We start from the raw sequence: 18,320 nt of genomic DNA, 5'->3' as shown, positions 1-18,320 counted from the left end.
CCTCCTGAGCCGCGGGTTTCGGTCTCCCCCCGATGCGCGGCAAACGCTTCGATTCACCTCTTGTCCTCGTTTGCCATGACCGATACGGTACGAGGCATCACCCCTGAAGCACCTGGAGACGAGTTCAATGTTCGATGAGAAGCGGGCGGCCCGGCACGGCCTCGCCCTCACGGCGGCGGGACTCCTCGCGCTGGCCGGATGCAGCACAGGCGATGCGGCTGCGGAGGAGAGCGACCGCGTGATCCCCGAGCCTGACGGGAACCTGAACGCCACGGTCGAGGTCGTCGAGACCTACGACCACGACCCCGGCTCCTTCACGCAGGGCCTCGAACTCGGCGAGCACCCCGAGTTCGGCACGGTCCTCTACGAGAGCGCCGGCCTCTACGGCGAATCCGACATACGCATCATCGACCCTGAGACGGGTGAAGTGCTCGCCTCCCAAGACCTCCCCGCCGAGGACTTCGCCGAAGGCCTCACCCTCACTGACGACGCCATCTGGCAGATCACCTGGCAGGAGCACCGCGCCTACAAGCGCGACCTCGTCACCCTCGACATCATCGAGACCGTCGAATACGAGGGCGAGGGCTGGGGCATCTGCTACGACGGCGAGCGACTCGTCATGAGCGACGGCTCCGCCACCCTGACCTTCCGCGACCCGGTCACCTTCGAGGAGACCGGCACGGTCGACGTCGAGAACGAGGGCGGCGAGCCCGTCTTCTCCATCAACGAGCTCGAATGCAGCAACGGAACGGTGTGGGCGAACATCTGGCAGACCGACCAGATCATCGGGATTGATCCCGAGTCGGGCGTGGTCGAAGCCCAAGTAGACGCATCGGGTCTGCTCACCGACGAGGAAGCCGCAGGTGCCGACGTCCTCAACGGCATTGCGAAAGCCGAGGAAGACCACACCTTCTACATCACCGGCAAGCAGTGGCCGAAGCTGTTCCTGGTGCGCTTCGTCTGAGCACAGTGCGCAGACGGTGACAATCCAGTGATTGCGCCGCTGGTCCGGGTGGGCCATGATGACCTCATGGCCATCACCCCCCTTGACCGATTGCTGGAGTACAAGATGCACCTCTTGGCCGACTCCCGGCAGCCCCGCGTCTTCGCCGCCTGGTGGCAGGACCTGACCACCGCCGCGTTCTCGGCGTGGTTCATCGGCGGGCTGATCCTCGACGTCAACGCCCACGCCCGCGACTGGGCCGAGTCCTTCTTCACCTGGTGGCACCTGGCCTTCTACACCGGCTTCGCCGCCACCGCGGCCTGGATCGTGTGGATCCTCGTGCGCGCCCACCGCGCCGAGGGCCGCACCGGCATGGCCGCCGTCCCGCACGGCTACGGGCCCGCGCTGATCGGCATCCCGCTGTTCCTCGTCTCCGGCATCGTCGACATGATCTGGCACGAGCTGCTCGGCATCGAGACGAACCTCGACATCTTCTTCAGCCCCTCGCACCTCGGCCTCGCCGCCGGAGGCGTCCTCATCACCCTCGCCCCCTGGCTGTCGGCCTGGCGCCGCGAGACCCTCCGGGTCGAACCCGAGCCGATCCCCATCGAAGCGCGCCTCGCCGCGCCCGCGCTCTCGCTCGGTTTCCTGGTCGCGAGCCTCGTGCTCTTCCTGAACTACCTGGTGCCGTTCACCAAGACGCCCTTCGAGACCGGCATCGGCCTCGAAGGCCGCTTCGGCTTCGACTCGGGTCCCGTGGCGGGCATGGTCTTCACGACCGTCCTCGTCCTCGCGCTGGCGGTGTTCACGACCGGCCGGTTCCGGCTGCCGCTCGGGTTCTTCACCGTCGTGTTCGCGTACCCGTGCATCATGGCCGGGGCGTTCACCGGCTTCGAGAACGGCGCGTACGTGTGGGTGTTCCTCCTCGCTGGCGCCTGGCTCGACTTCCTCGTCTGGCTCATCCGCCCCGAGCTGCGCCGCCGCCGCGACCTGCTCGTCCTCGCCGGGGCCTGGTCGATCCCGGTGTGGGCCGCGTACATGATCGCCACCGGCGCGCACGCCGGGAACTGGCCGGTCGCCGAGATCGGCCTCGGCGCGCCCGTCGTGGCCGCGGTCGCGGGGGCCCTGTTCATGCTGGTGGTCCAGCCCGAGCACCGCGACGCGGTCCGGCCGACCCCGGCCGAGCCCTCCCCGTTCGACGACGTCATCGCCCGCGCCAAGGCCATGACCGCCAACCGCGGGAACGAACCGCAGTAGACGCGACACGGCCGCCGACCACAAGGTCGGCGGCCGTTCCATGTCCGCTTACTTCTTCAGGGCCGCAAGGCTCTCGGCCATCAGCTCCGCCGAGATCAGCGCCGTGCTCGTGCCCTTCGTGCGGCACGCGTACGCGCCCGCGACCCGGCCCGCGTCGAGCGCCTCCGCGAGATCCGCGCCCCGCCCGCGGGCCCACAGCAGGCCCGACACGAACGCGTCGCCCGCGCCGTTGGAGTCCACCGGCGCCCACGACGCCCACTCCTCGGCGACCGCGCCGAGCTCGGCGACCGGGTCGATCGCCCGGTACCGCTCCAGCGAGCCGCCCCGTTCGAGGACGTACCCGCCGTCCTCACCGTCCGTCGCGATGACGACCGCGGCCCGGCCGTTGTCGACGATCCAGCGCATCGCCTTCTCCGGGTCGCCGCCCAGGCGCGCCGCCGAGAGGGTCACCAGGTCCGCGCGGCGCGCGAAGTCCTTCTGGTGCTCGGCCTCGCCGTCCCAGCCGTGCAGGTCGGTCGAGACCGTCACGCCCTCGGGGATCGCGGTGAGCACGTCCCGGGTGTGGTTGGGGATCGACACGTGCACGTGCTTCGCCTCGGCCACATGGGGTCCGAAGAACGCCTCGGGCATCCGCAGGTCGGCGGCGTGGCGGTAGTCGTAGAAGGAGTAGCGCCGCCCGCCGGCGTCGACGAGGTTCACCGACCGCGAGGTCCCGTTCGGGGAGATCAGGTACCGGAAGTCCAGGCCGTGCTCCTCGTAGTGGCGGCGCACCAGCGCGCCCTGCTCGTCGTCGCCGATGTAGTCGATGAACCGCGTGGCCAGGCCCAGGTGCAGGCACCCGAGGGCGACTCCGTTCCCGGTGTGCGCCACGTAGTCGAGGATCGGCTCCACGCCGAGCGAGTCGCCCTCGCCGATCGCGATCTCGGGGACCCGCACGATCGTGTCGACGCCGACGCCGCCGACGACCAGGATGTCGAGCATGTACTTGCTCCCTCTGAAAGAGTTTGCGGAATGAGCTGGAATCTATTGCGAGAGCGTCAGTCTAGCGGGCTTCCACCACGCCGCGCCGGATCGCATAGGCCAGCGTCGCCGCCGCCAGGGCCGGGCCCCAAATGTAGAACGGGAAGCCCCACACCAGTTCGAGGGCGTCCTGGCGGATAGCCAGGGCCACGAACGGGAGCGACGTGAACGTGAACAGCGCGGCCACCGCCGTCGCGGGGACGATCGCGAGCTTCGGCGGGACCGGGCGGCCCTTGACCACCGGCATCCAGAACGGCCAGCGCGTGCCCCACCGGTAGGTCATGCCCAGGCACAGGAGGCCGCCGCCGAGGGCCGCGAAGCCCAGGCACAGGCCCCACGCGCGGATGGCGGGGTCGATCTGCGACGAGTCGATCGGGCCGCCCAGCCACGCCCACGGGGTCAGCCACGTCAGGCGGGTGAGCCCGTAGGGGAGCGCGCAGGCAAACGCGATCCAGCTCGCGGCCCGGCCCCACCGGGCGGCCCGCTCGGGGGCGAGCCACGCGGGGGCGCTTCGGCCGTCGCGGCCGTTCAGGATGAGGCTCAAGGCGAGTGCGGCCCAGATGAAGCCGCCGGCGACGACCCAGACCTGGACGAGCATGTAGACGCCGATCTCGGCGAAGCGGCCGCCGAGCATCCGCAGGAACTCCCCGACGGCGCCGTAGTCGACGACGCCGGTGAGGCCGAGGACCGCCAGGAGGGCGGCGACCGCGGCGGCGGCGACGATTCGCCCGACCGCGCCGCGGGCGAGCAGGACCGGGGCCGCGGCGACCGCGAGCGGCAGGGCGAACGCGCACAGGTATCCGGCGAAGGCGATCGGCGAGGTGGTGCTCAGGAGCATCCCGAAGACCACCGCGTAGGCGGCCGCGACGGGCCACAGGGCGGGCCTGGCGCGGGCGGCGAGGAGGCCGAGGACGCCGGCGGCGATGAGCGCGGCGGGCGCGGTCCAGGCGGGGACGGCGTCGGGGAGGGGAAACGTGGGTTCGTACAGCTCGTGGGTGAAGGGGCCGCCGGCCGGGTCGAGGAGCTGCCAGAGGCCGATCGGGATCGCGGTGAGCGACCACAGGAACGCCGCGATGACGGCGGCGCGCCCGGTGCGCTTGCGGGGCTGGGTGACGGGTTCCGTTGTCATGCCTTCAGCCTCGCCGTCCCGCGGCTCCGGTTCCTCCCGCGCGGGGGCGAACCGCCTCCCCCGTGCGGGGGAGTTCCGCGACCGCCCGGAAACCTCCGATTGCCTTCCCGGAAAAGCGGTTGCAACAAGGTCACGGTGCCATCACAAACAGGAACGGGTGTGGTCACGGTGTCTGCCACAGGCCCCTTCACTGCCATAGGCTGTAACTCGGATCACGTCAACCTCCATGTCCACGTGCGGATCCATCTCGAACACTCACTAGGAGAAACAATGGCTCGCTTTCCCCGAGCACTGCTCGCCGTAGCCACCGTCGGTGTCACCGCGTTTTCGCTGGTCGCCTGCGGTTCTGACGACGACGACGGCGCGACCGGTGGCGCATGTACCGAGAGCGAGGACGGCCTGAAGGTCGGCACGATCCTGCCGCAGACCGGCTCCCTCGCCTTCCTCGGCCCGCCCGAGTTCGCCGGCGTCGACCTCGCCATCGAGGAGATCAACGAGGCCGGCGGCGTGCTCGGCAGCTGCGCCGAGGTCTTCCACGAGGACTCCGGCGACACCTCGACCGACATCGCCACCCAGGCCGCCGACGCCCTCATCGCGCAGGGCGTGCACGCCGTCATCGGCGCGGCCTCCTCGGGCGTCTCCTTCCAGTTCATCGACAAGCTCTACGAAGAGGGCATCGTCCAGGTGTCGCCGGCGAACACGTCGCCCGACTTCACCACCTACGAGCGCGGCGACTACTACTTCCGCACCGCGCCCTCGGACGTCCTCCAGGGCCGCGTCCTCGCCGACACGATCATCCAGGACGGCCACGAGAAGATCGCGATCCTCGCGCTCCAGGACGCCTACGGCACCGGCCTGGCCGACTCGGTCGAGCAGAACTTCACCGAGTTCGGCGGCGAAGTCGTCGAGAAGCTCATCTACGACCCGACCGCGACCGAGTTCTCGGCCGAGGTCAGCGCAGTCGCCGAGTCCGGCGCCGACGCGATCGTCCTGATCACGTTCAACGAGATCGTGAACCTGGGCCCGGCCCTCGCCGAAGGCGGGCTGAGCACGCAGGAGGTTCCCTGGTACTTCGTGGACGGCAACCTCGCAGACTACTCGGAGACCTTCGACCCGGGCTTCCTGGAGGGCGCCAAGGGCACCTTCCCGGGCGCCGACACCGCGGGCATCCAGGAGCGCCTCCTCGGCGTGAACCCGGACCTGACCGACTTCACGTACGGTCCCGAGTCCTATGACGCCACCTCGCTCGTCGCGCTCGCCGCGATCGCGGGCGACAGCATCGACTCCGAGGTCATCAAGGACAACCTGGTCGACGTCTCCGGCGGCGGCACCGAGTGCACCGGTTTCACCGAGTGCTACGAGCTGCTGGCCGAGGACAACACGGCGGATATCAACTACCAGGGCTACTCCGGCCCGATCGAGTTCTCGGCGGAGGGCGACGTCACGGCCGCGACGATCGGCATCTACCAGTACCTGGCCGACAACACCTACGAGAACCTCGAGTACCGCTTCGGCGAGCTGGAGGAGTAGTTCTCAACGCGCACAAAGGGAGAGCCCCCCGGGACCACAGGACCCGGGGGGCTCTCCCCTTTGCGTGTGCTGCTAGCTCGCGCGCCCGAGGGTGCCGAGGTACAGCTCGACGACCTTCGGGTCGTCGATCAGGCCCGCGCCGGGACCGGTGTAGGCGCTGCGGCCCTGGTCCAGCACGTACCCGCGGTCGCAGATCTGGAGGCACCGCCGCGCGTTCTGCTCGACCATGACCACCGTGACGCCGGTCTGGTTGATCTGCTTCGTGTTGAAGAAGACCTCGTCCTGCATCGCGGGGGACAGGCCCGCCGACGGCTCGTCCAGCAGCAGCACCGACGGCTCCATCATGAGCGCCCGGCCCATCGCCACCATCTGCCGCTCGCCGCCCGAGAGCGACCCGGCCCGCTGCGTGCGCCGGTCCCCGAGCACCGGGAACAGGTCCGTCACGAACCCGAACCGCTCCCGGAACGCCTTCGGCCGCAGGAACACCCCCATTTCGAGGTTCTCCTCGACGGTGAGCGCCGCGAACACGTTGTTCGTCTGCGGCACGAACCCGACCCCCAGCGGCACCAGCTGGTGCGCCTTGCGGTTCGTGATGTCCTCCCCGCGCAGGGTCACCTTCCCGGTGGTGATGCCCACCAGGCCGAACATGGCCTTGAGCAGCGTCGACTTCCCGGCCCCGTTGGGGCCGATGATGCCGACGAGCTCGCCCTCGTTCGCGTACAGGTCCGTCCCGTTCAGGATCGACACGCCCGGGATGTACCCGGCGGTGACCTCGTCGGCGCGCAGCAGCGCGTCCCCCGAGGCCGCCAGGTGCCCCTCGCGGCTGCATACCTCGGTGTCCGACTCAAGGCTCTCGTCGATGGGGGCACCCGTCGGAGCGATGCCCTCGATCTCGTTGTCGCTCATGTCGTCTCCTAATGCTGTGCCGCGTCGTGGTGGGCGCCCAGGTACGCGTCGATGACCCGCTGGTCCGCCGAGATCTGGTCCGGCGTCCCCTCGGTGATCAGCTGCCCGGCCGCCATGACGGCCACCCAGTCCGCGATCTCGTGGACCATGTCCATGTCGTGCTCCACGAACAGGACGGTCATGCCGTCCTCGCGCAGGTCCTTGATGTGCTCCAGCAGCGACTGCTTCAGCGCCGGGTTCACCCCGGCCATCGGCTCGTCGAGCATGATCATCTTCGGCTCCAGCATGAGCGCCCGCGCCATCTCCAAGAGCTTGCGCTGGCCGCCGGAGAGCTCCCCGGCGTAGTGCTCGCGCTTCTCGATGAGCTTGAACCGCTCCAGCAGCGCCAGGGCGCGCTCCTGGTTCTCGGCCTCCTGCTTCTTCCAGAGCCCGGGGAACAGCCCCGCCCACATGCGCTCGCCGACCTGGTCGGCGGCGCCGATGAGCATGTTGTCGAGGACGGTCATGCGGGTGAGCGCCTTGGTCAGCTGGAACGTGCGGACCATGCCCGCCCGCGCCACCTGGTAGGAGCGCATCCGGTCGGCGCGGCGCCCGTCGAATTCCCACGAGCCCTTGCTGGGCCGGTCGAACCCGGTGAGCAGGTTGAAGAACGTCGTCTTCCCCGCCCCGTTCGGGCCGATGAGCGCGGTGATGGTGCCCCGCTGGATCTCGACGTGCTCGACGTCGACGGCCACGAGGCCGCCGAACGCCCGGCGCACGCCGGTCGCCGACAGGATCGCGTCCTGCTTCGGGGCGCCCGGCTCGGGCGGCACCCCGGCCAGCGCCGCGCCCGCGGCGGTCTTCCCCGCCTTCGTCTCCTTATCGGACATCGAACAACAGCTCCTTCTTGTTGCCGATAAGCCCCTGCGGCCGGAAGATCAGCAGCAGGACCATGCCCAGGCCCAGCAGGAGGAACACCAGCGGGCCCACCTGCGTCGAGTCGAGGACGCTCGGGGGGATGACGTCGGCGCGGATCGCCTGGCTCAGCCCCTGCGACAGGATGTTGTAGAGGAACCAGAACAGCGCCGCGCCGAGCACGGGCCCGAAGATCCGGGCCGCGCCGCCGAGGATGAGGACCACGTAGAAGTAGAACGTGAAGTCCGTGGTGAACGTGTCCGGCTGGACGTTCGCGCGGCTGAGCGCGAACAGGAAGCCCGCAACCGCGCCGATGATGCCGCCCAGGACCAGCGCCTGCATCTTGAACGCGAAGACGTTCTTGCCGAGGCTGCGCACGGCCTCCTCGTCCTCGCGGATGCCCTTGAGGACGCGGCCCCACGGGCTGTGGATGAGCAGCGCCATGATCCCGGTGAAGAACAGCACCAGCGCCCAGCCCACCACCATGATCCACGTGTCGCGGTAGGAGTACTGGAGCTCGAAGATCCCGAAGTCCACGGCCAGGCGGCCGCTGTCCATCGACACGAACAGGAGCGTCCAGGTCGACTCGCGGTCCCAGGGGATCAGCGCGAAGAACGGCTCCGAGAAGCCGCGCATGCCGTCCGAGCCGCCGGTGGTGTCGGCCCAGACCGTGGCGCGGGCGAGCCGCCGCACGATCTCGGCCGCCGCGATCGTCACGATCGCGAGGTAGTCGGCCCGCAGGCGCAGCGTCGGGATGCCCAGCAGCAGCGCCATGACGCACGCCGCCCCGAGCCCGATGACCACGGCCCACCAGAACGGCAGGCCCCAGGCGACGACGCCGAGGGCCAGGCCGTACGCGCCCATGGCGGCGAACGCCGCCTGCCCGAAGTTGAGCAGGCCCGTGTACCCGAACTGGAGGTTCAGGCCGATCGCGCCGAGGGCGTACACGAGCATCGTCGGCCCGATGGCCTGCGTCAGCGCCTGGCTGAATACGAATTGCCAATCCATCGCGTGGCCTCCTAACCGATTCGCTCGCGGCGGCCCAGGATGCCCTGGGGCCTGGTGAGCATGATGATGATGAGGACGGCCAGCGCGCCGACGTACTTCAGCTCGGGCGCGACCACGAGCGTGGACAGCTGCACGAACACGCCGATGAGCATGGCGCCGACGAACGCGCCGAAGGCGGTGCCGAGACCGCCGAGGACGACCGCGGCGAACACGAGCAGCAGCAGGTGCTGGCCCATGTCGAACTTGACGCCGTCGCTGATCGACAGGAACACGCCGGACATGGCCGCGAGCGCGCCGCCCATCGTCCACACCAGGCGGACGACCTTGTTGACGTCGATGCCGGTGGAGGCCGCGAGCGACGGGTTGTCGGCCACGGCGCGGGTCGCCTTGCCGAGCCTGGTGTACATCATGGCGACGCCGACGAGGATGCAGACCGCGAGGGCGATGAGGCCGGTGACGACCTCCTTCGGGGTGACCACGAGCCAGCCGAAGTCCCAGGGCGTCTGGCCCACGTAGTCGGAGTAGCGCAGGCGCTCGCCGCCGATGAAGAACAGCGTCGCGTTGCGGATGAGCAGGGCCACGCCGATCGAGATGATCATCATCGAGACCAGGCCGGTCCCCCTGCGGCGCAGCGGGGACCACAGGCCCCAGTCCTGGGCCCAGCCGAAGGCCGCGCCGAGGAGCACCGCCGCGATGGCGGCGACCCACACGGGCAGGCCGAGCGTGACGTTGAACAGCAGCGCCATGACGCCGCCGAAGGTGACCAGGTCGCCGTGGGCGAAGTTGGTGAGCCCGGTGGTGCCGAACACCATCGACAGGCCGACCGCCGCGAGGGCGATCATGAGGCCGAAGTGCAGGCCGGAGACCAGGAGGGTGACGGCGCGGGTCGCCCCGCCCTCGCCTTGGACCTCGCTGACCTCGTCGGCGGCCGCGTCGTCCGCGGCTTCGTCCTCGGTCTCCTCGGAGGTCGCTTCGGTGGGATCGTCGCTCGCGCCGTCGGTGGGCGTCCCGCCCCCGGGAGCCTCTTCGGCGGTGCAGCCGTCGGTCTGGGTGTCGAGCGGGAACAGGGCCGCGCGGTCGGAGGTGACGTGGACTTCCAGCTGCGGCTTGCAGTTGCGGACGACCAGACCCTCGGGCAGGGTCGACTCGTCCAGGCTGACGATGTAGTCGCCTTCGGTTTCGAGCGGGACGGCCCAGGTGCCGTCGTCGCCGGTGGTCACGGTGGCGATCTCCGTGCCGGCCGTGTCGGTCACGGTGATGGACACGCCCGCTACGGGCTGCTCCTGCTGGTCGTCGAGTGTGCCGTGGACGCCGAGCGCCTCCTGCGCGCTCGCGTTGCTGCTCACCCCCAGACACAGCAATAGGCCGGCCAGCGCAGCCGACAGCAGCATCAATGCTCGTCTCAATGGGCCCCCTCGGGAGGTTTCGGGCGTCGGAACCCGCCGCGTGCAACGTTCGAGAAACACGAAACGGCGGGAGTGAGTCGGATCTTAAAGAGACCTGGCTAACAACAGCACCTGTCGTTATAGAACCGTTGCAAATGTGGCGCGAATGTTACCGCGGCGCCGCCAGGGCCCCCGCAGTCGTGCCACGCGGCCGTTTCGGTCTGATTCGGCACCAGTGAACACTGCGTGGCGGTTCGCCCCTCCACCGCACCCCCGCAACAGCGCGTCGGTGCCCTGGGGCCACCGCGCGGATACTGGGTGTGAGAGGATATTGCCCGCTCGGGGCAGTAGCTCAGCTGGTTAGAGCAGGGGACTCATAATCCCTGGGTCGCGGGTTCAAGTCCTGCCTGCCCTACGACCGATGCGATTCAGAGGCCCCGCGCCGGCGCGGGGCCCTCCGCGTGTTCGCACCACTTCCCGGCATTGCCGGAATCCGTTATGGTCGGAATCCGCACCAGTCCCTCCGACCTCCCGGGAGCAGCCCCGATGGCGAACGACTCCGACATCACCAATGACGAGAAGCCCGGCGAGGACGGGTTCTGGAAGAAGGCCGGCGGCGCCGTCCCCGGCGTCAAGCAGGTCCTCAACAGCGCCGACGTCATCAACAAGGCCATCGAGGACGAGGAGGTCTCCGCGGGGAACGCGGCGGTCACGGTCGGCGCGGACATCGCCAGCCTCGCCCTGGAGGGCTACGCGGCGTACAAGAACCCGCTCGGGATGCTCGTCAACGTCGGCCTCGACTTCGTGCTCGCCCTGTTCGAGCCCGCGAACAAGCTCATCACCTGGCTCTCGGGCGACCCGAACCAGATGCAGGACCTCCAGGAGCGGTGGCGCCAGTTCAAGACCACCCTCATCTCGCTGCAGGAGGACGTCGACGCGGCCTGGCAGGACGCGCTGAAGACCTCCGACTCGCCGACGACCACCGCCGCCAAGGACAAGGTCAACGGGATGGCCGCGGCGCTCGGCGGCATCGCCGCCGCGATCTCGCACATCGAGTCGCACATCGGCATGGCGCAGATGCTGTCGAAGGCGGTCTTCGAGCTCGTCAAGGCCCTCCTGTCGGCGCTCATCGAGCAGGTCATCATCTACGGCCTCATGGCCCTCGCCCTGGCGTGGACCTCGGCCGGCAGCTCGATCACGACGTTCCTGATGTGGGCGACCCGCCAGACCGCGATCGACACCGCGACCATGTTCCTGCGGGTCCACCTGGCGAACTTCACCGGCCAGCAGCTCGCGCACATCGGCACCGAGATCCTCTCCTCGACGTTCCGGCAGTCCTCCTCGGAGATGCTCCAGTGGGCCGGCGGGATCATCTCGAACTGGGCCGGCGGCACCCAGAGCACCGGCGCGCCCGGCCGCGGCAACTCCACGCCGACCTCCTCGGACCCCTCGGGCGACATGATGACGTACACGAGCGTCGACCCCGACGAGTTCGACGGCGTCGCCGACAAGCTCAAGGGCCTCCAGGGGAACGCCGACTCGCTCTCGCAGGCGGTCAACGGCGACACCGAGACCGACTTCTTCACGTGGGGCCTGGCCTGCCGGGGCTGGCTGGAGGGCTACAACACGCAGCGCGCGGAGCTCGCCGGCGACGTCGCCCTCATCTCGCCCGCCCTCGAAGGGAACGCGACGCGCTTCACCGAGGTCGCCACCGCCTACCGCGAGACCGACATCCAGGCCGGCGAGGACATCAAGGTCGCCGGGGGCAAGTAGTGCAGGGCTTCGACCGCAAGGCCATCCCGCGGGACCTCGACGCGTCCTACAAGCGCGGCACCGGCGTCTACGCCGACGCGCTGGGCCGGCCCCTGCGCTCGAAGCCCCTGCTCCACCGCGACGCCGCCGTCGAGGTGATTCCCTCGCCGTATGCGGTGTCGACGACCCGTCCGGTCGCTCCCGAGGGGTCGGGCGTGCTCGAACTCGTCCTGGACGCGGCCGCGACCATGCCGGTCGCGGCCGTCGACGGGACCCCGGTCGCGGTCGGCGACGGCACCGTCTTCGTGGTGCTGCCAGCCGGGCCGCACGCGGTCGACGTGCAGAGCGGCACCGCGTCCAGCCCGGTCGTGGTCCGGATCGAGGACGGCGCGACCGTGGCGCTCGTATGGCGCGAGGAGGCCGACCGGCTCACCGTCAGGTTCGGGCCCGAGGTCGTGGACGCGATGCCGCCTGCTTCGCGGGTGTACCTGTACGAGTGGGCGGTCTTCACGGTGATCATCTGCGGGCTGCCATTCGGGGCCGTGAACGCCTTCAGCCTCGACTCCACCGGCAGCCGGATCGTCCTCATCGCGCTCGCGGTCCTCATTATCGGGCTGATCCCGTTGGCGCCCTGGCGAAAGCGCGAACGCGCCCGCCTCGCCGCGCTCCGCCTCGAACGCCAGGGCCCGGCCCAGTCGCCGCCCGTCCGCTACCCGTGGGACGGCCCCGACGTCGCCGACCGGCCCGCACTCGTCGGCGACCGGCCCGCGTCCCTCCCGGCGTTCGCCCCCGGCCACGGCGCACTCCTGCTGCGTGCCAAGGCCCACAGGCACCTGTGGAAGGACGGCGACGGCGTCGTCGTCCGCGACCCGGAACTCGCGGGCCTGCGCACCGAGCCGCCACGCGTCCGCATCGACGGCTTCGAACAGCCGGCGACCTGGGGCAACTGGTGGTACCCGCTGCGCCCCGGTGAGCACACCGTCGAGTTCGAGGCCGAAGGCGCGGTCGAACGCCTCGAATTCACCGTCGCGGAAGGCGAAGCGGCAGCGGTGCAAGCGGAAGCCCACGTGCGCGCCCACCGCGAAGCGGACGCGATCGTGCGAGGCGACACGAGATTGCACCTCGCGCACGAAGAATTCCGTCCCGAGTGGATGGACGACCCCGCGAAGCGGCTCGCGTACTGGAACTGACCCCCGGTCCTGAAGGAAGGAGAGCCGTCATGCACGGCGACATACACAGCAAACTGGCCGAGGCCCAGCGGCTCGCGGCCGAGACCGAGGTCGAGGCGGTGTCCGAGGACGGCTCTGTCCGCGTCGTGGCCGGCCCCGGCGGCGACGTCAGGATGATCGACCTGCGGATGAACGCGTTCGAGCTCAGCGGCCTCGAACTCGGCGAGATCACCACCGCGACCGTCAAGGCCGCCACCGACGAGGCCGACCGCGAACTGTCCGAGGCGATCCGGCGGACCCTCACCGACGTGTTCGACGCCGAGCGCGAGGAGAACCAGTGAGCGACCAGCAGCGGCCCACGCCCGACCAGATCATGGCCGAGTTCGAGCGCATGCGCTCCGAAGCCGAGGCCACCCTCAAGAAATACGAGGAGGTCAGCGCCGAACTCGGCGCCGACTCCATCGAGGTCATCTCGGAGGACGGCCTCCTCAGCGTCAAGCTCGACGCCAACGGCAAGGTCGACGAGATCCGCATCAACGAGGCCGCCATGCGCTTCCGCCACGCCCTCGGCCCCGCCACCGTGGCCCTCATCCGCCGCGCCCGCGAGGCCTACGCCCTCAAGACCGCCGAAATGGCCCGCCGCCTCATAGGCGACAAGATCGACGTCGACGCCGTCCTCAGCCAGTACCTCCCCAAGGACGGCCAGGGCCCCGGTCAGACGCCCTTCTCCAGGTAGACCAGCTCCACCCCCGGAAGCCCTGGGGCCCTGCGGAACTCGCTGTACCCGCACCGCTTGTAGAGCCGCAGCTGATGCTCGCTCTTCATCCCGGTGAACAGCTCGAACCGCCCGACCCCCGGCCCGGCGGTCGCCTCAAGCGCCGAGATCAGTCGCGCCCCGAGCCCCTGCCGCTGCATGTCCGGAGCCACCGCGAACCGCCCCAACAGCAACGTCCCACCCTCGACCCGGGCCCTGCCGGCCGCCACGATCCGCCCCCCGACGACCCCCTTCAACACGGTCGCCGCCGCAACCGCGGCGGCGACCTCCTCCAACGTCTCGGTCAGCGGCGGCAGAAACGGCTCCCCGTACAACTGCGCCTCAGCGACATACGCCGCCCGCTGCAACGTCAAAACCTCGCCCGCATCCTCGATGCCGGCCCTACTGAAAACAGGAACGCCCATGAGGCGGAGCCTAAGCCAGGCCCCGCCCCCAGAACAACGCGAATTCCACCGCTACCAGGGGACCGTGGTGTCCTCGTGGTATTCGAGGCCCTCTTGGAAGAAGCCTCCGTTGGGGCCGTCTTCGGAGAGGAGGGCGAGGTCGATGGCGACTTTGGCGGAGAGGGCGGGGTCGCGCCAGCCCTGGTTGTGGTTGAGGTCGGTCTTGGTGTAGCCGGGGGTCATGGCGTTGATCTTGAGGGGGCCGTCCTTGAACTCCTTGGAGTAGGAGACCGTGAGCATGTTGAGGGCCGACTTGGAGGCGCCGTAGGCGCCGCCCTGCATCTTGGCGAACTCATGGTCGCCGGTCATGAAGGTGAGGGAGCCGACCTCGCTGGAGACGTTCACGACTCGCGGAGCCGCCGACTTGCGGAGGGTCGGGAGGAAGGCGTTGGTCACCGCGATCACGCCGATTACGTTGGTCTCGAAGACCTTTCGTGCGGTGGCGACCGTGAGTTCGCTCGTGTTCCAGCCGCCGTCGGCGAGGGCGATGCCCGCGTTGTTCACCAGGATGTCCAGTGATTTCACCTGGGCGACTGCTTCGGCGATTGACGCCTCGTCCGTGACGTCGAGTTGGACGAATTCTGCTTCCAGTCCTTCTGCCTGGAGCTTCTCCACGGCCTCCCGGCCCCGGTCTTCGGAGCGAGCCGCCGCATACACCTTCACGCCCTTCTGGGCCAGGCCCTTGGCGATCTCGTAGCCGATTCCCTTGTTCGCGCCCGTGACGAGCGCCGTCTTCTGTTCCATGACCCGAGCGTGCGCCCGATCCTGGGACCTGCAAAGAGCACTCTTTATGGTGGTACATCCGGTACCTGGTTCCGGAACCCGAACCGGGGGAGGATGGGAGCCATGGACCGCCAGCAGCTCGCCGATTTCCTCCGCACCCGCCGCGCCGCGATCACGCCTGAAGGCGTGGGGCTGCCGAGCGGGCCGCGCAGGCGGACGCCCGGCCTGCGGCGGCAGGAAGTGGCGCAGTTGGCCGGGATATCGGTCGAGTACTACATCCGGCTGGAGCAGGCGCGGGGGCCGAAGCCTTCTCGGCAGGTCCTCGGGGCCTTGGCGCGGGCTCTCGTGCTTGACCACGATGAGCGGGCGCATCTCTTTCACCTCGTCGACGAGCTGCCTGAAGGCGATTCCAGCCGCGAGGTCCCCGCGGCGGTCCGGAACCTCCTGGCGGGGCTCGATGATTTTCCCGCGTACGCCATGGACGCCTGCTACGACATGATCGCCTGGAACGACATGGCCGAGCGCCTCATGGGCTACCTCTCCGCCCTCACTTCCGAGCAGCGGAACATCCTGCGCACCAACTTCTCTGGCCCGGGCGTCGCCGAGCGGCTGGCTGATCCGTCGATCCGGAGGTTCCTGGCCGACAGCGTCTCCGACCTGCGCGCCTCCTACGCCCGCAACCCGCAGGACCGCAAGCTCAAGGCGCTGGTGGACGAGCTGCTGCGGACCAGTCCCGAGTTCGGGGAGCTGTGGGCGAACCACCGCGTCGCCGTCCGCAGGGCCCAGACGAAGCGGGTCGTGCACCCCGAAGTGGGCCCGCTGGAGTTCGACTGCCAGGTCCTTGACGTCCCCGGGACCGGGCTCCGGCTCGTGGTCTATGTGCCGCAACCGGACTCGCCCACCGCCGAAGCGTTCAGGAGATTGGCGGGCGTCACTTCCGAAACCCCCGCGTCGCCCGCGTAACCCGGCGGCGACGGACATCACGCCGAGTTTTCACCTCAAGGACTTTTACTCGTGCGGCGAGTGTTATTACGCTTGGACACGGAGGCAAGCGCCTCCCCGTTATGACAGCGACCGGTACGGCAAGGAAGCAGCCGGTGACAGCCTCAGCGTTCTCACCCTCCTTCTCATCCCACCGGAGCTGCTCTCATGCGCATGCCTCTCTTCGCCATGTCCATCGGCGCGTTCGGCATCGGCACCGCCGAGTTCGCGATCATGGGCATCCTGCCCCAGGTCGCCGCCTCCCAGGGCGTCTCGCTCGCCCAAGCCGGCCTCGCCGTCTCCGCCTACGCGGTCGGCGTCGTCCTCGGCGCGCCCCTGCTCACCGTCGCCACCACCCGCGTCCCCCGCAAGCCCCTGCTGATCGGCCTGATGCTCGCCTTCGCCGCCGCGAACATCGCCACGGCGCTCGCGCCCGACTTCGGGTTCCTGCTCGGCTCCCGGTTCATCGCGGGCCTGCCGCACGGCGCGTTCTTCGGCGCGGCGGCCGTCGTCGGCGCCAGCCTCGTCTCCTTCGACCGCCGCGCCCGCGCGATCTCCGGGATCATGTCCGGCCTCACCGTCGCCACGATCATCGGCGTCCCGGTGAGCGCCCTGGTCATCGGCCAGATCTCGTGGCGCTGGATCTTCGCGGCCGTCGCCGCCCTCGGCCTGGTCGCCGCCGCCGCCATCTGGGCCACCGTCCCCGACACCCGCGGCGTCATCGTCCCGACCAAGGCGAGCGACGAGATCCGCGCCGTCCGCAACAAGCGCGTCCTGCTCCCGCTGATCACCGGCGCGGTCGGCTTCGGCGGCATGTTCGCCGCCTACACCTACCTGACGCCGATCCTCGAAGACGTCACCGGCATGAACGCCCTCGCCATCGCGATCACCCTCGCGGTCTTCGGCATCGGCCTCACCCTCGGCAACGTCCTTGGTGGCCACATCGCCGACAAGGCCCCGATCCCGGGCCTGTTCGCCGCGTTCACGACCATCGCGACCGTGCTCCTGGCGATGTACTTCACCATGTCCAACCCGGTCCTCGCGGTCGCCGGCGTCCTGCTCATGGCCACCTCGTCGTCGCTGGTCGGCCCGATCATGCAGCGGCTGCTCCTCGACGGCGCCCACGAGGCCCCGTCCCTGGCGTCCTCGCTGCACCACGCGGCCTTCAACCTCGCCAACGCCAACGGCGCCTGGCTCGGCGGCCTCGCGCTCACGCTCGGCCTGAGCCTGACCGCGCCGATCCTCGTCGGCGTCGGCCTGGCGCTGGCGGGCCTGGTGCTCTCGGTCCCGCTGGCCCGCGCGCACGCCGAGGCCGCGGTCCCGGACATCGCGCCCGCCGAACTGGTCACCGCCTCTTAAGAGGCAGACGCGCAAGGCCCCGCGGAACCATTCCGCGGGGCCTTCCGCGTCCCTCAGGGGACGAGGACCACCTTGCCTGTCGTGCCCCGGTTCTCCAGGGCGCGATGGGCTTCGGCGGCCTCGGCCAGCTTGAACGTGTGCACGGCCGGGCGCAGCCGCCCGGCCGCGAGCTCGGCGAGCGAGCGCTCTTCGAGGGCTCGCAGGCCGCCGAACTTGGCGAGGAGCTTCGGCCCGAGCGCGCCGGTGACCGACAGGCCGCGGCCCACGATCTCCTCCACGTTGGCTTCGGTCGCCTTCCCGGCCGACCAGCCGAAGACGACCATGCGAGCGCCGAAGCCGAGCCGCTCGAAGGCCGCCCGGCCGACCGCGCCGCCGACCGAGTCGAAGAACAGGGTCGCCTCGCGGCCGTCCAGGGCCCGGTCGAGCACGTCGGTCCAGTCGGCGGCCTTGTAGTCGATCGCGGCGTCGGCGCCGTTCGCGGCGACCTGCCGCACCTTGTCGGCGCCGCCGGCCAGGCCGATCACGTACGCGCCGGCGTTCTTCGCGGCCTGCACCAGGAGCGTCCCGAGCCCGCCCGCGGCGGCGGGCACGATCACGACGTCGTCGGCGGCCACGGGCCCGACCGAGAGGGTGAGCAGCGCGGTCCGGCCGGTCCCGATCATCGCGACGGCCTCGCCGAAGTCGACGCCCTCGGGGATCTCGTGCACCGACTCGACCTCGCGCACGGTCTTCTCGGCGTACCCCTGCGAGCCGAAGCCCAGGTGCGCCACGACCCGCTTGCCGATCCACGACGGGTCCACGCCCTCGCCGACGGCGTCGACGATCCCGGCGGCCTCGCGCCCGGGGATCGTCGGAAGCTCCGGCAGCGGGTACGGGCTGTCCTTGGCGCCGTTGCGGAACGTGGTGTCGAGCAGGTGGACGCCCGCCGCCCGGTTGTCGATGCGGACCTGGCCGGGGCCGGGCTCGGGGTCGGCGACCTCCTCGTACACGAGGACCTCCGGACCGCCGAACTCGTGGTGTCGGATGGCGTGCATAGCGTCCTTCTC

General features: G+C 69.9%; 18 protein-coding genes and 1 tRNA gene. 10 read left to right on the top strand and 9 right to left on the bottom strand.

All coding sequences use genetic code 11. The features are described from left to right. The first annotated feature begins 127 nt into the window (after positions 1-127). Both DI269_RS25515 and DI269_RS25510 read left to right on the top strand, forming a co-directional pair. Positions 128-964 carry a glutaminyl-peptide cyclotransferase gene (locus tag DI269_RS25515; RefSeq protein WP_112141277.1) on the top strand — a complete coding sequence of 279 codons (837 nt, stop codon included), beginning with the start codon at positions 128-130 and terminating at the stop codon, positions 962-964. A 66-nt stretch (positions 965-1,030) separates the two neighbouring features. Continuing rightward, positions 1,031-2,200: a hypothetical protein gene (locus DI269_RS25510; RefSeq protein WP_112141275.1), complete on the top strand. Its 1,170-nt coding sequence runs from the start codon at positions 1,031-1,033 to the stop codon at positions 2,198-2,200. Positions 2,201-2,248: 48 nt separating this feature from the next. Here the strand turns inward: DI269_RS25510 and DI269_RS25505 are convergent, their stop codons facing one another. Then, positions 2,249-3,181, bottom strand: coding sequence for a carbohydrate kinase family protein (locus DI269_RS25505; RefSeq protein ID WP_112141273.1), 933 nt, complete (start codon positions 3,179-3,181; stop codon positions 2,249-2,251). A 61-nt stretch (positions 3,182-3,242) separates the two neighbouring features. Beyond that, a complete protein-coding gene (locus tag DI269_RS25500) occupies positions 3,243-4,349 on the bottom strand; it encodes a hypothetical protein (RefSeq protein WP_112141271.1) in 1,107 nt (368 codons plus the stop codon). Positions 4,350-4,619: 270 nt separating this feature from the next. Here DI269_RS25500 and DI269_RS25495 point away from each other — a divergent pair, with 270 nt between their 5' ends. Beyond that, complete coding sequence (locus tag DI269_RS25495) at positions 4,620-5,879, top strand: ABC transporter substrate-binding protein (RefSeq protein WP_112141269.1); 1,260 nt, start codon at positions 4,620-4,622, stop codon at positions 5,877-5,879. Positions 5,880-5,951: 72 nt separating this feature from the next. On the opposite strand, the gene DI269_RS25490 is transcribed toward DI269_RS25495, so the two are convergent. The 4 genes from DI269_RS25490 to DI269_RS25475 are packed head-to-tail and all read right to left on the bottom strand — an operon-like array spanning position 5,952 to position 10,033. Beyond that, entirely contained in the window at positions 5,952-6,785 is an 834-nt protein-coding gene (locus DI269_RS25490; protein WP_112141267.1) for an ABC transporter ATP-binding protein, read from the bottom strand. Positions 6,786-6,793: 8 nt separating this feature from the next. Then, a complete protein-coding gene (locus DI269_RS25485) occupies positions 6,794-7,654 on the bottom strand; it encodes an ABC transporter ATP-binding protein (protein ID WP_112141265.1) in 861 nt (286 codons plus the stop codon). Continuing rightward, on the bottom strand, positions 7,644-8,687 hold the full coding sequence (locus tag DI269_RS25480) for a branched-chain amino acid ABC transporter permease (protein ID WP_112141263.1): 1,044 nt from the start codon (positions 8,685-8,687) through the stop codon (positions 7,644-7,646). The genes DI269_RS25485 and DI269_RS25480 overlap by 11 nt, the downstream gene beginning before the upstream one ends. A gap of 11 nt (positions 8,688-8,698) precedes the next feature. Then, a complete protein-coding gene (locus DI269_RS25475; protein WP_198667746.1) occupies positions 8,699-10,033 on the bottom strand; it encodes a branched-chain amino acid ABC transporter permease in 1,335 nt (444 codons plus the stop codon). Positions 10,034-10,413: 380 nt separating this feature from the next. On the opposite strand from DI269_RS25475, the gene DI269_RS25470 reads away from it, so the two are divergent. From DI269_RS25470 to DI269_RS25450, 5 genes are all read left to right on the top strand, one after another. After that, positions 10,414-10,487 (top strand) — tRNA-Ile (locus tag DI269_RS25470). Positions 10,488-10,618: 131 nt separating this feature from the next. Continuing rightward, positions 10,619-11,845 (top strand): hypothetical protein, encoded by a 1,227-nt coding sequence (locus DI269_RS25465; protein WP_157975206.1) that lies wholly within the window; start codon positions 10,619-10,621, stop codon positions 11,843-11,845. After that, positions 11,845-13,014 (top strand): hypothetical protein, encoded by a 1,170-nt coding sequence (locus DI269_RS25460; RefSeq protein WP_112141258.1) that lies wholly within the window; start codon positions 11,845-11,847, stop codon positions 13,012-13,014. The genes DI269_RS25465 and DI269_RS25460 overlap by 1 nt, the downstream gene beginning before the upstream one ends. Before the next feature lie 29 nt (positions 13,015-13,043). Beyond that, complete coding sequence (locus DI269_RS25455; RefSeq protein WP_112141256.1) at positions 13,044-13,334, top strand: YbaB/EbfC family nucleoid-associated protein; 291 nt, start codon at positions 13,044-13,046, stop codon at positions 13,332-13,334. Beyond that, positions 13,331-13,729, top strand: coding sequence for a YbaB/EbfC family nucleoid-associated protein (locus tag DI269_RS25450; protein ID WP_112141254.1), 399 nt, complete (start codon positions 13,331-13,333; stop codon positions 13,727-13,729). The genes DI269_RS25455 and DI269_RS25450 overlap by 4 nt, the downstream gene beginning before the upstream one ends. Here DI269_RS25450 and DI269_RS25445 read toward each other — a convergent pair. Both DI269_RS25445 and DI269_RS25440 read right to left on the bottom strand, forming a co-directional pair. Beyond that, positions 13,708-14,172, bottom strand: a complete 465-nt coding sequence (locus tag DI269_RS25445) for a GNAT family N-acetyltransferase (protein WP_112141252.1) — start codon at positions 14,170-14,172, stop codon at positions 13,708-13,710. The genes DI269_RS25450 and DI269_RS25445 overlap by 22 nt on opposite strands. Before the next feature lie 51 nt (positions 14,173-14,223). After that, positions 14,224-14,955, bottom strand: a complete 732-nt coding sequence (locus DI269_RS25440) for an SDR family oxidoreductase (RefSeq protein WP_112141249.1) — start codon at positions 14,953-14,955, stop codon at positions 14,224-14,226. Between the two features lie 102 nt (positions 14,956-15,057). Between DI269_RS25440 and DI269_RS25435 the strand changes: the two genes are divergently transcribed. After that, a complete protein-coding gene (locus DI269_RS25435) occupies positions 15,058-15,897 on the top strand; it encodes a helix-turn-helix transcriptional regulator (RefSeq protein ID WP_112141247.1) in 840 nt (279 codons plus the stop codon). A gap of 186 nt (positions 15,898-16,083) precedes the next feature. After that, the gene (locus DI269_RS25430) at positions 16,084-17,274 is read left to right on the top strand and encodes an MFS transporter (protein ID WP_112141245.1); all 1,191 of its coding nucleotides are present in this window, start codon (positions 16,084-16,086) and stop codon (positions 17,272-17,274) included. Between the two features lie 53 nt (positions 17,275-17,327). On the opposite strand, the gene DI269_RS25425 is transcribed toward DI269_RS25430, so the two are convergent. Then, the gene (locus DI269_RS25425; RefSeq protein WP_112141243.1) at positions 17,328-18,308 is read right to left on the bottom strand and encodes a zinc-binding dehydrogenase; all 981 of its coding nucleotides are present in this window, start codon (positions 18,306-18,308) and stop codon (positions 17,328-17,330) included. Positions 18,309-18,320 lie beyond the last annotated feature (12 nt).

It is taken from the genome of Glycomyces dulcitolivorans, from assembly GCF_003265355.1.
In the GTDB taxonomy this organism is placed as follows: domain Bacteria; phylum Actinomycetota; class Actinomycetes; order Mycobacteriales; family Micromonosporaceae; genus Glycomyces; species Glycomyces dulcitolivorans.
This window is presented reverse-complemented; position numbering and strand designations above follow the sequence as displayed.

Excerpts from the sequence above, each read along its gene's own strand:
- DI269_RS25500 (WP_112141271.1), bottom strand. The coding sequence starts at position 4,349 with ATGACAACGGAACCCGTCACCCAGCCCCGCAAGCGCACCGGGCGCGCC.
- DI269_RS25510 (WP_112141275.1), top strand. The coding sequence starts at position 1,031 with ATGGCCATCACCCCCCTTGACCGATTGCTGGAGTACAAGATGCACCTC.
- DI269_RS25440 (WP_112141249.1), bottom strand. The coding sequence starts at position 14,955 with ATGGAACAGAAGACGGCGCTCGTCACGGGCGCGAACAAGGGAATCGGC.
- DI269_RS25490 (WP_112141267.1), bottom strand. The coding sequence starts at position 6,785 with ATGAGCGACAACGAGATCGAGGGCATCGCTCCGACGGGTGCCCCCATC.
- DI269_RS25515 (WP_112141277.1), top strand. The coding sequence starts at position 128 with ATGTTCGATGAGAAGCGGGCGGCCCGGCACGGCCTCGCCCTCACGGCG.
- DI269_RS25480 (WP_112141263.1), bottom strand. The coding sequence starts at position 8,687 with ATGGATTGGCAATTCGTATTCAGCCAGGCGCTGACGCAGGCCATCGGG.
- DI269_RS25485 (WP_112141265.1), bottom strand. The coding sequence starts at position 7,654 with ATGTCCGATAAGGAGACGAAGGCGGGGAAGACCGCCGCGGGCGCGGCG.
- DI269_RS25425 (WP_112141243.1), bottom strand. The coding sequence starts at position 18,308 with ATGCACGCCATCCGACACCACGAGTTCGGCGGTCCGGAGGTCCTCGTG.
- DI269_RS25495 (WP_112141269.1), top strand. The coding sequence starts at position 4,620 with ATGGCTCGCTTTCCCCGAGCACTGCTCGCCGTAGCCACCGTCGGTGTC.
- DI269_RS25465 (WP_157975206.1), top strand. The coding sequence starts at position 10,619 with ATGGCGAACGACTCCGACATCACCAATGACGAGAAGCCCGGCGAGGAC.
- DI269_RS25430 (WP_112141245.1), top strand. The coding sequence starts at position 16,084 with ATGCGCATGCCTCTCTTCGCCATGTCCATCGGCGCGTTCGGCATCGGC.
- DI269_RS25455 (WP_112141256.1), top strand. The coding sequence starts at position 13,044 with ATGCACGGCGACATACACAGCAAACTGGCCGAGGCCCAGCGGCTCGCG.
- DI269_RS25435 (WP_112141247.1), top strand. The coding sequence starts at position 15,058 with ATGGACCGCCAGCAGCTCGCCGATTTCCTCCGCACCCGCCGCGCCGCG.
- DI269_RS25505 (WP_112141273.1), bottom strand. The coding sequence starts at position 3,181 with ATGCTCGACATCCTGGTCGTCGGCGGCGTCGGCGTCGACACGATCGTG.
- DI269_RS25445 (WP_112141252.1), bottom strand. The coding sequence starts at position 14,172 with ATGGGCGTTCCTGTTTTCAGTAGGGCCGGCATCGAGGATGCGGGCGAG.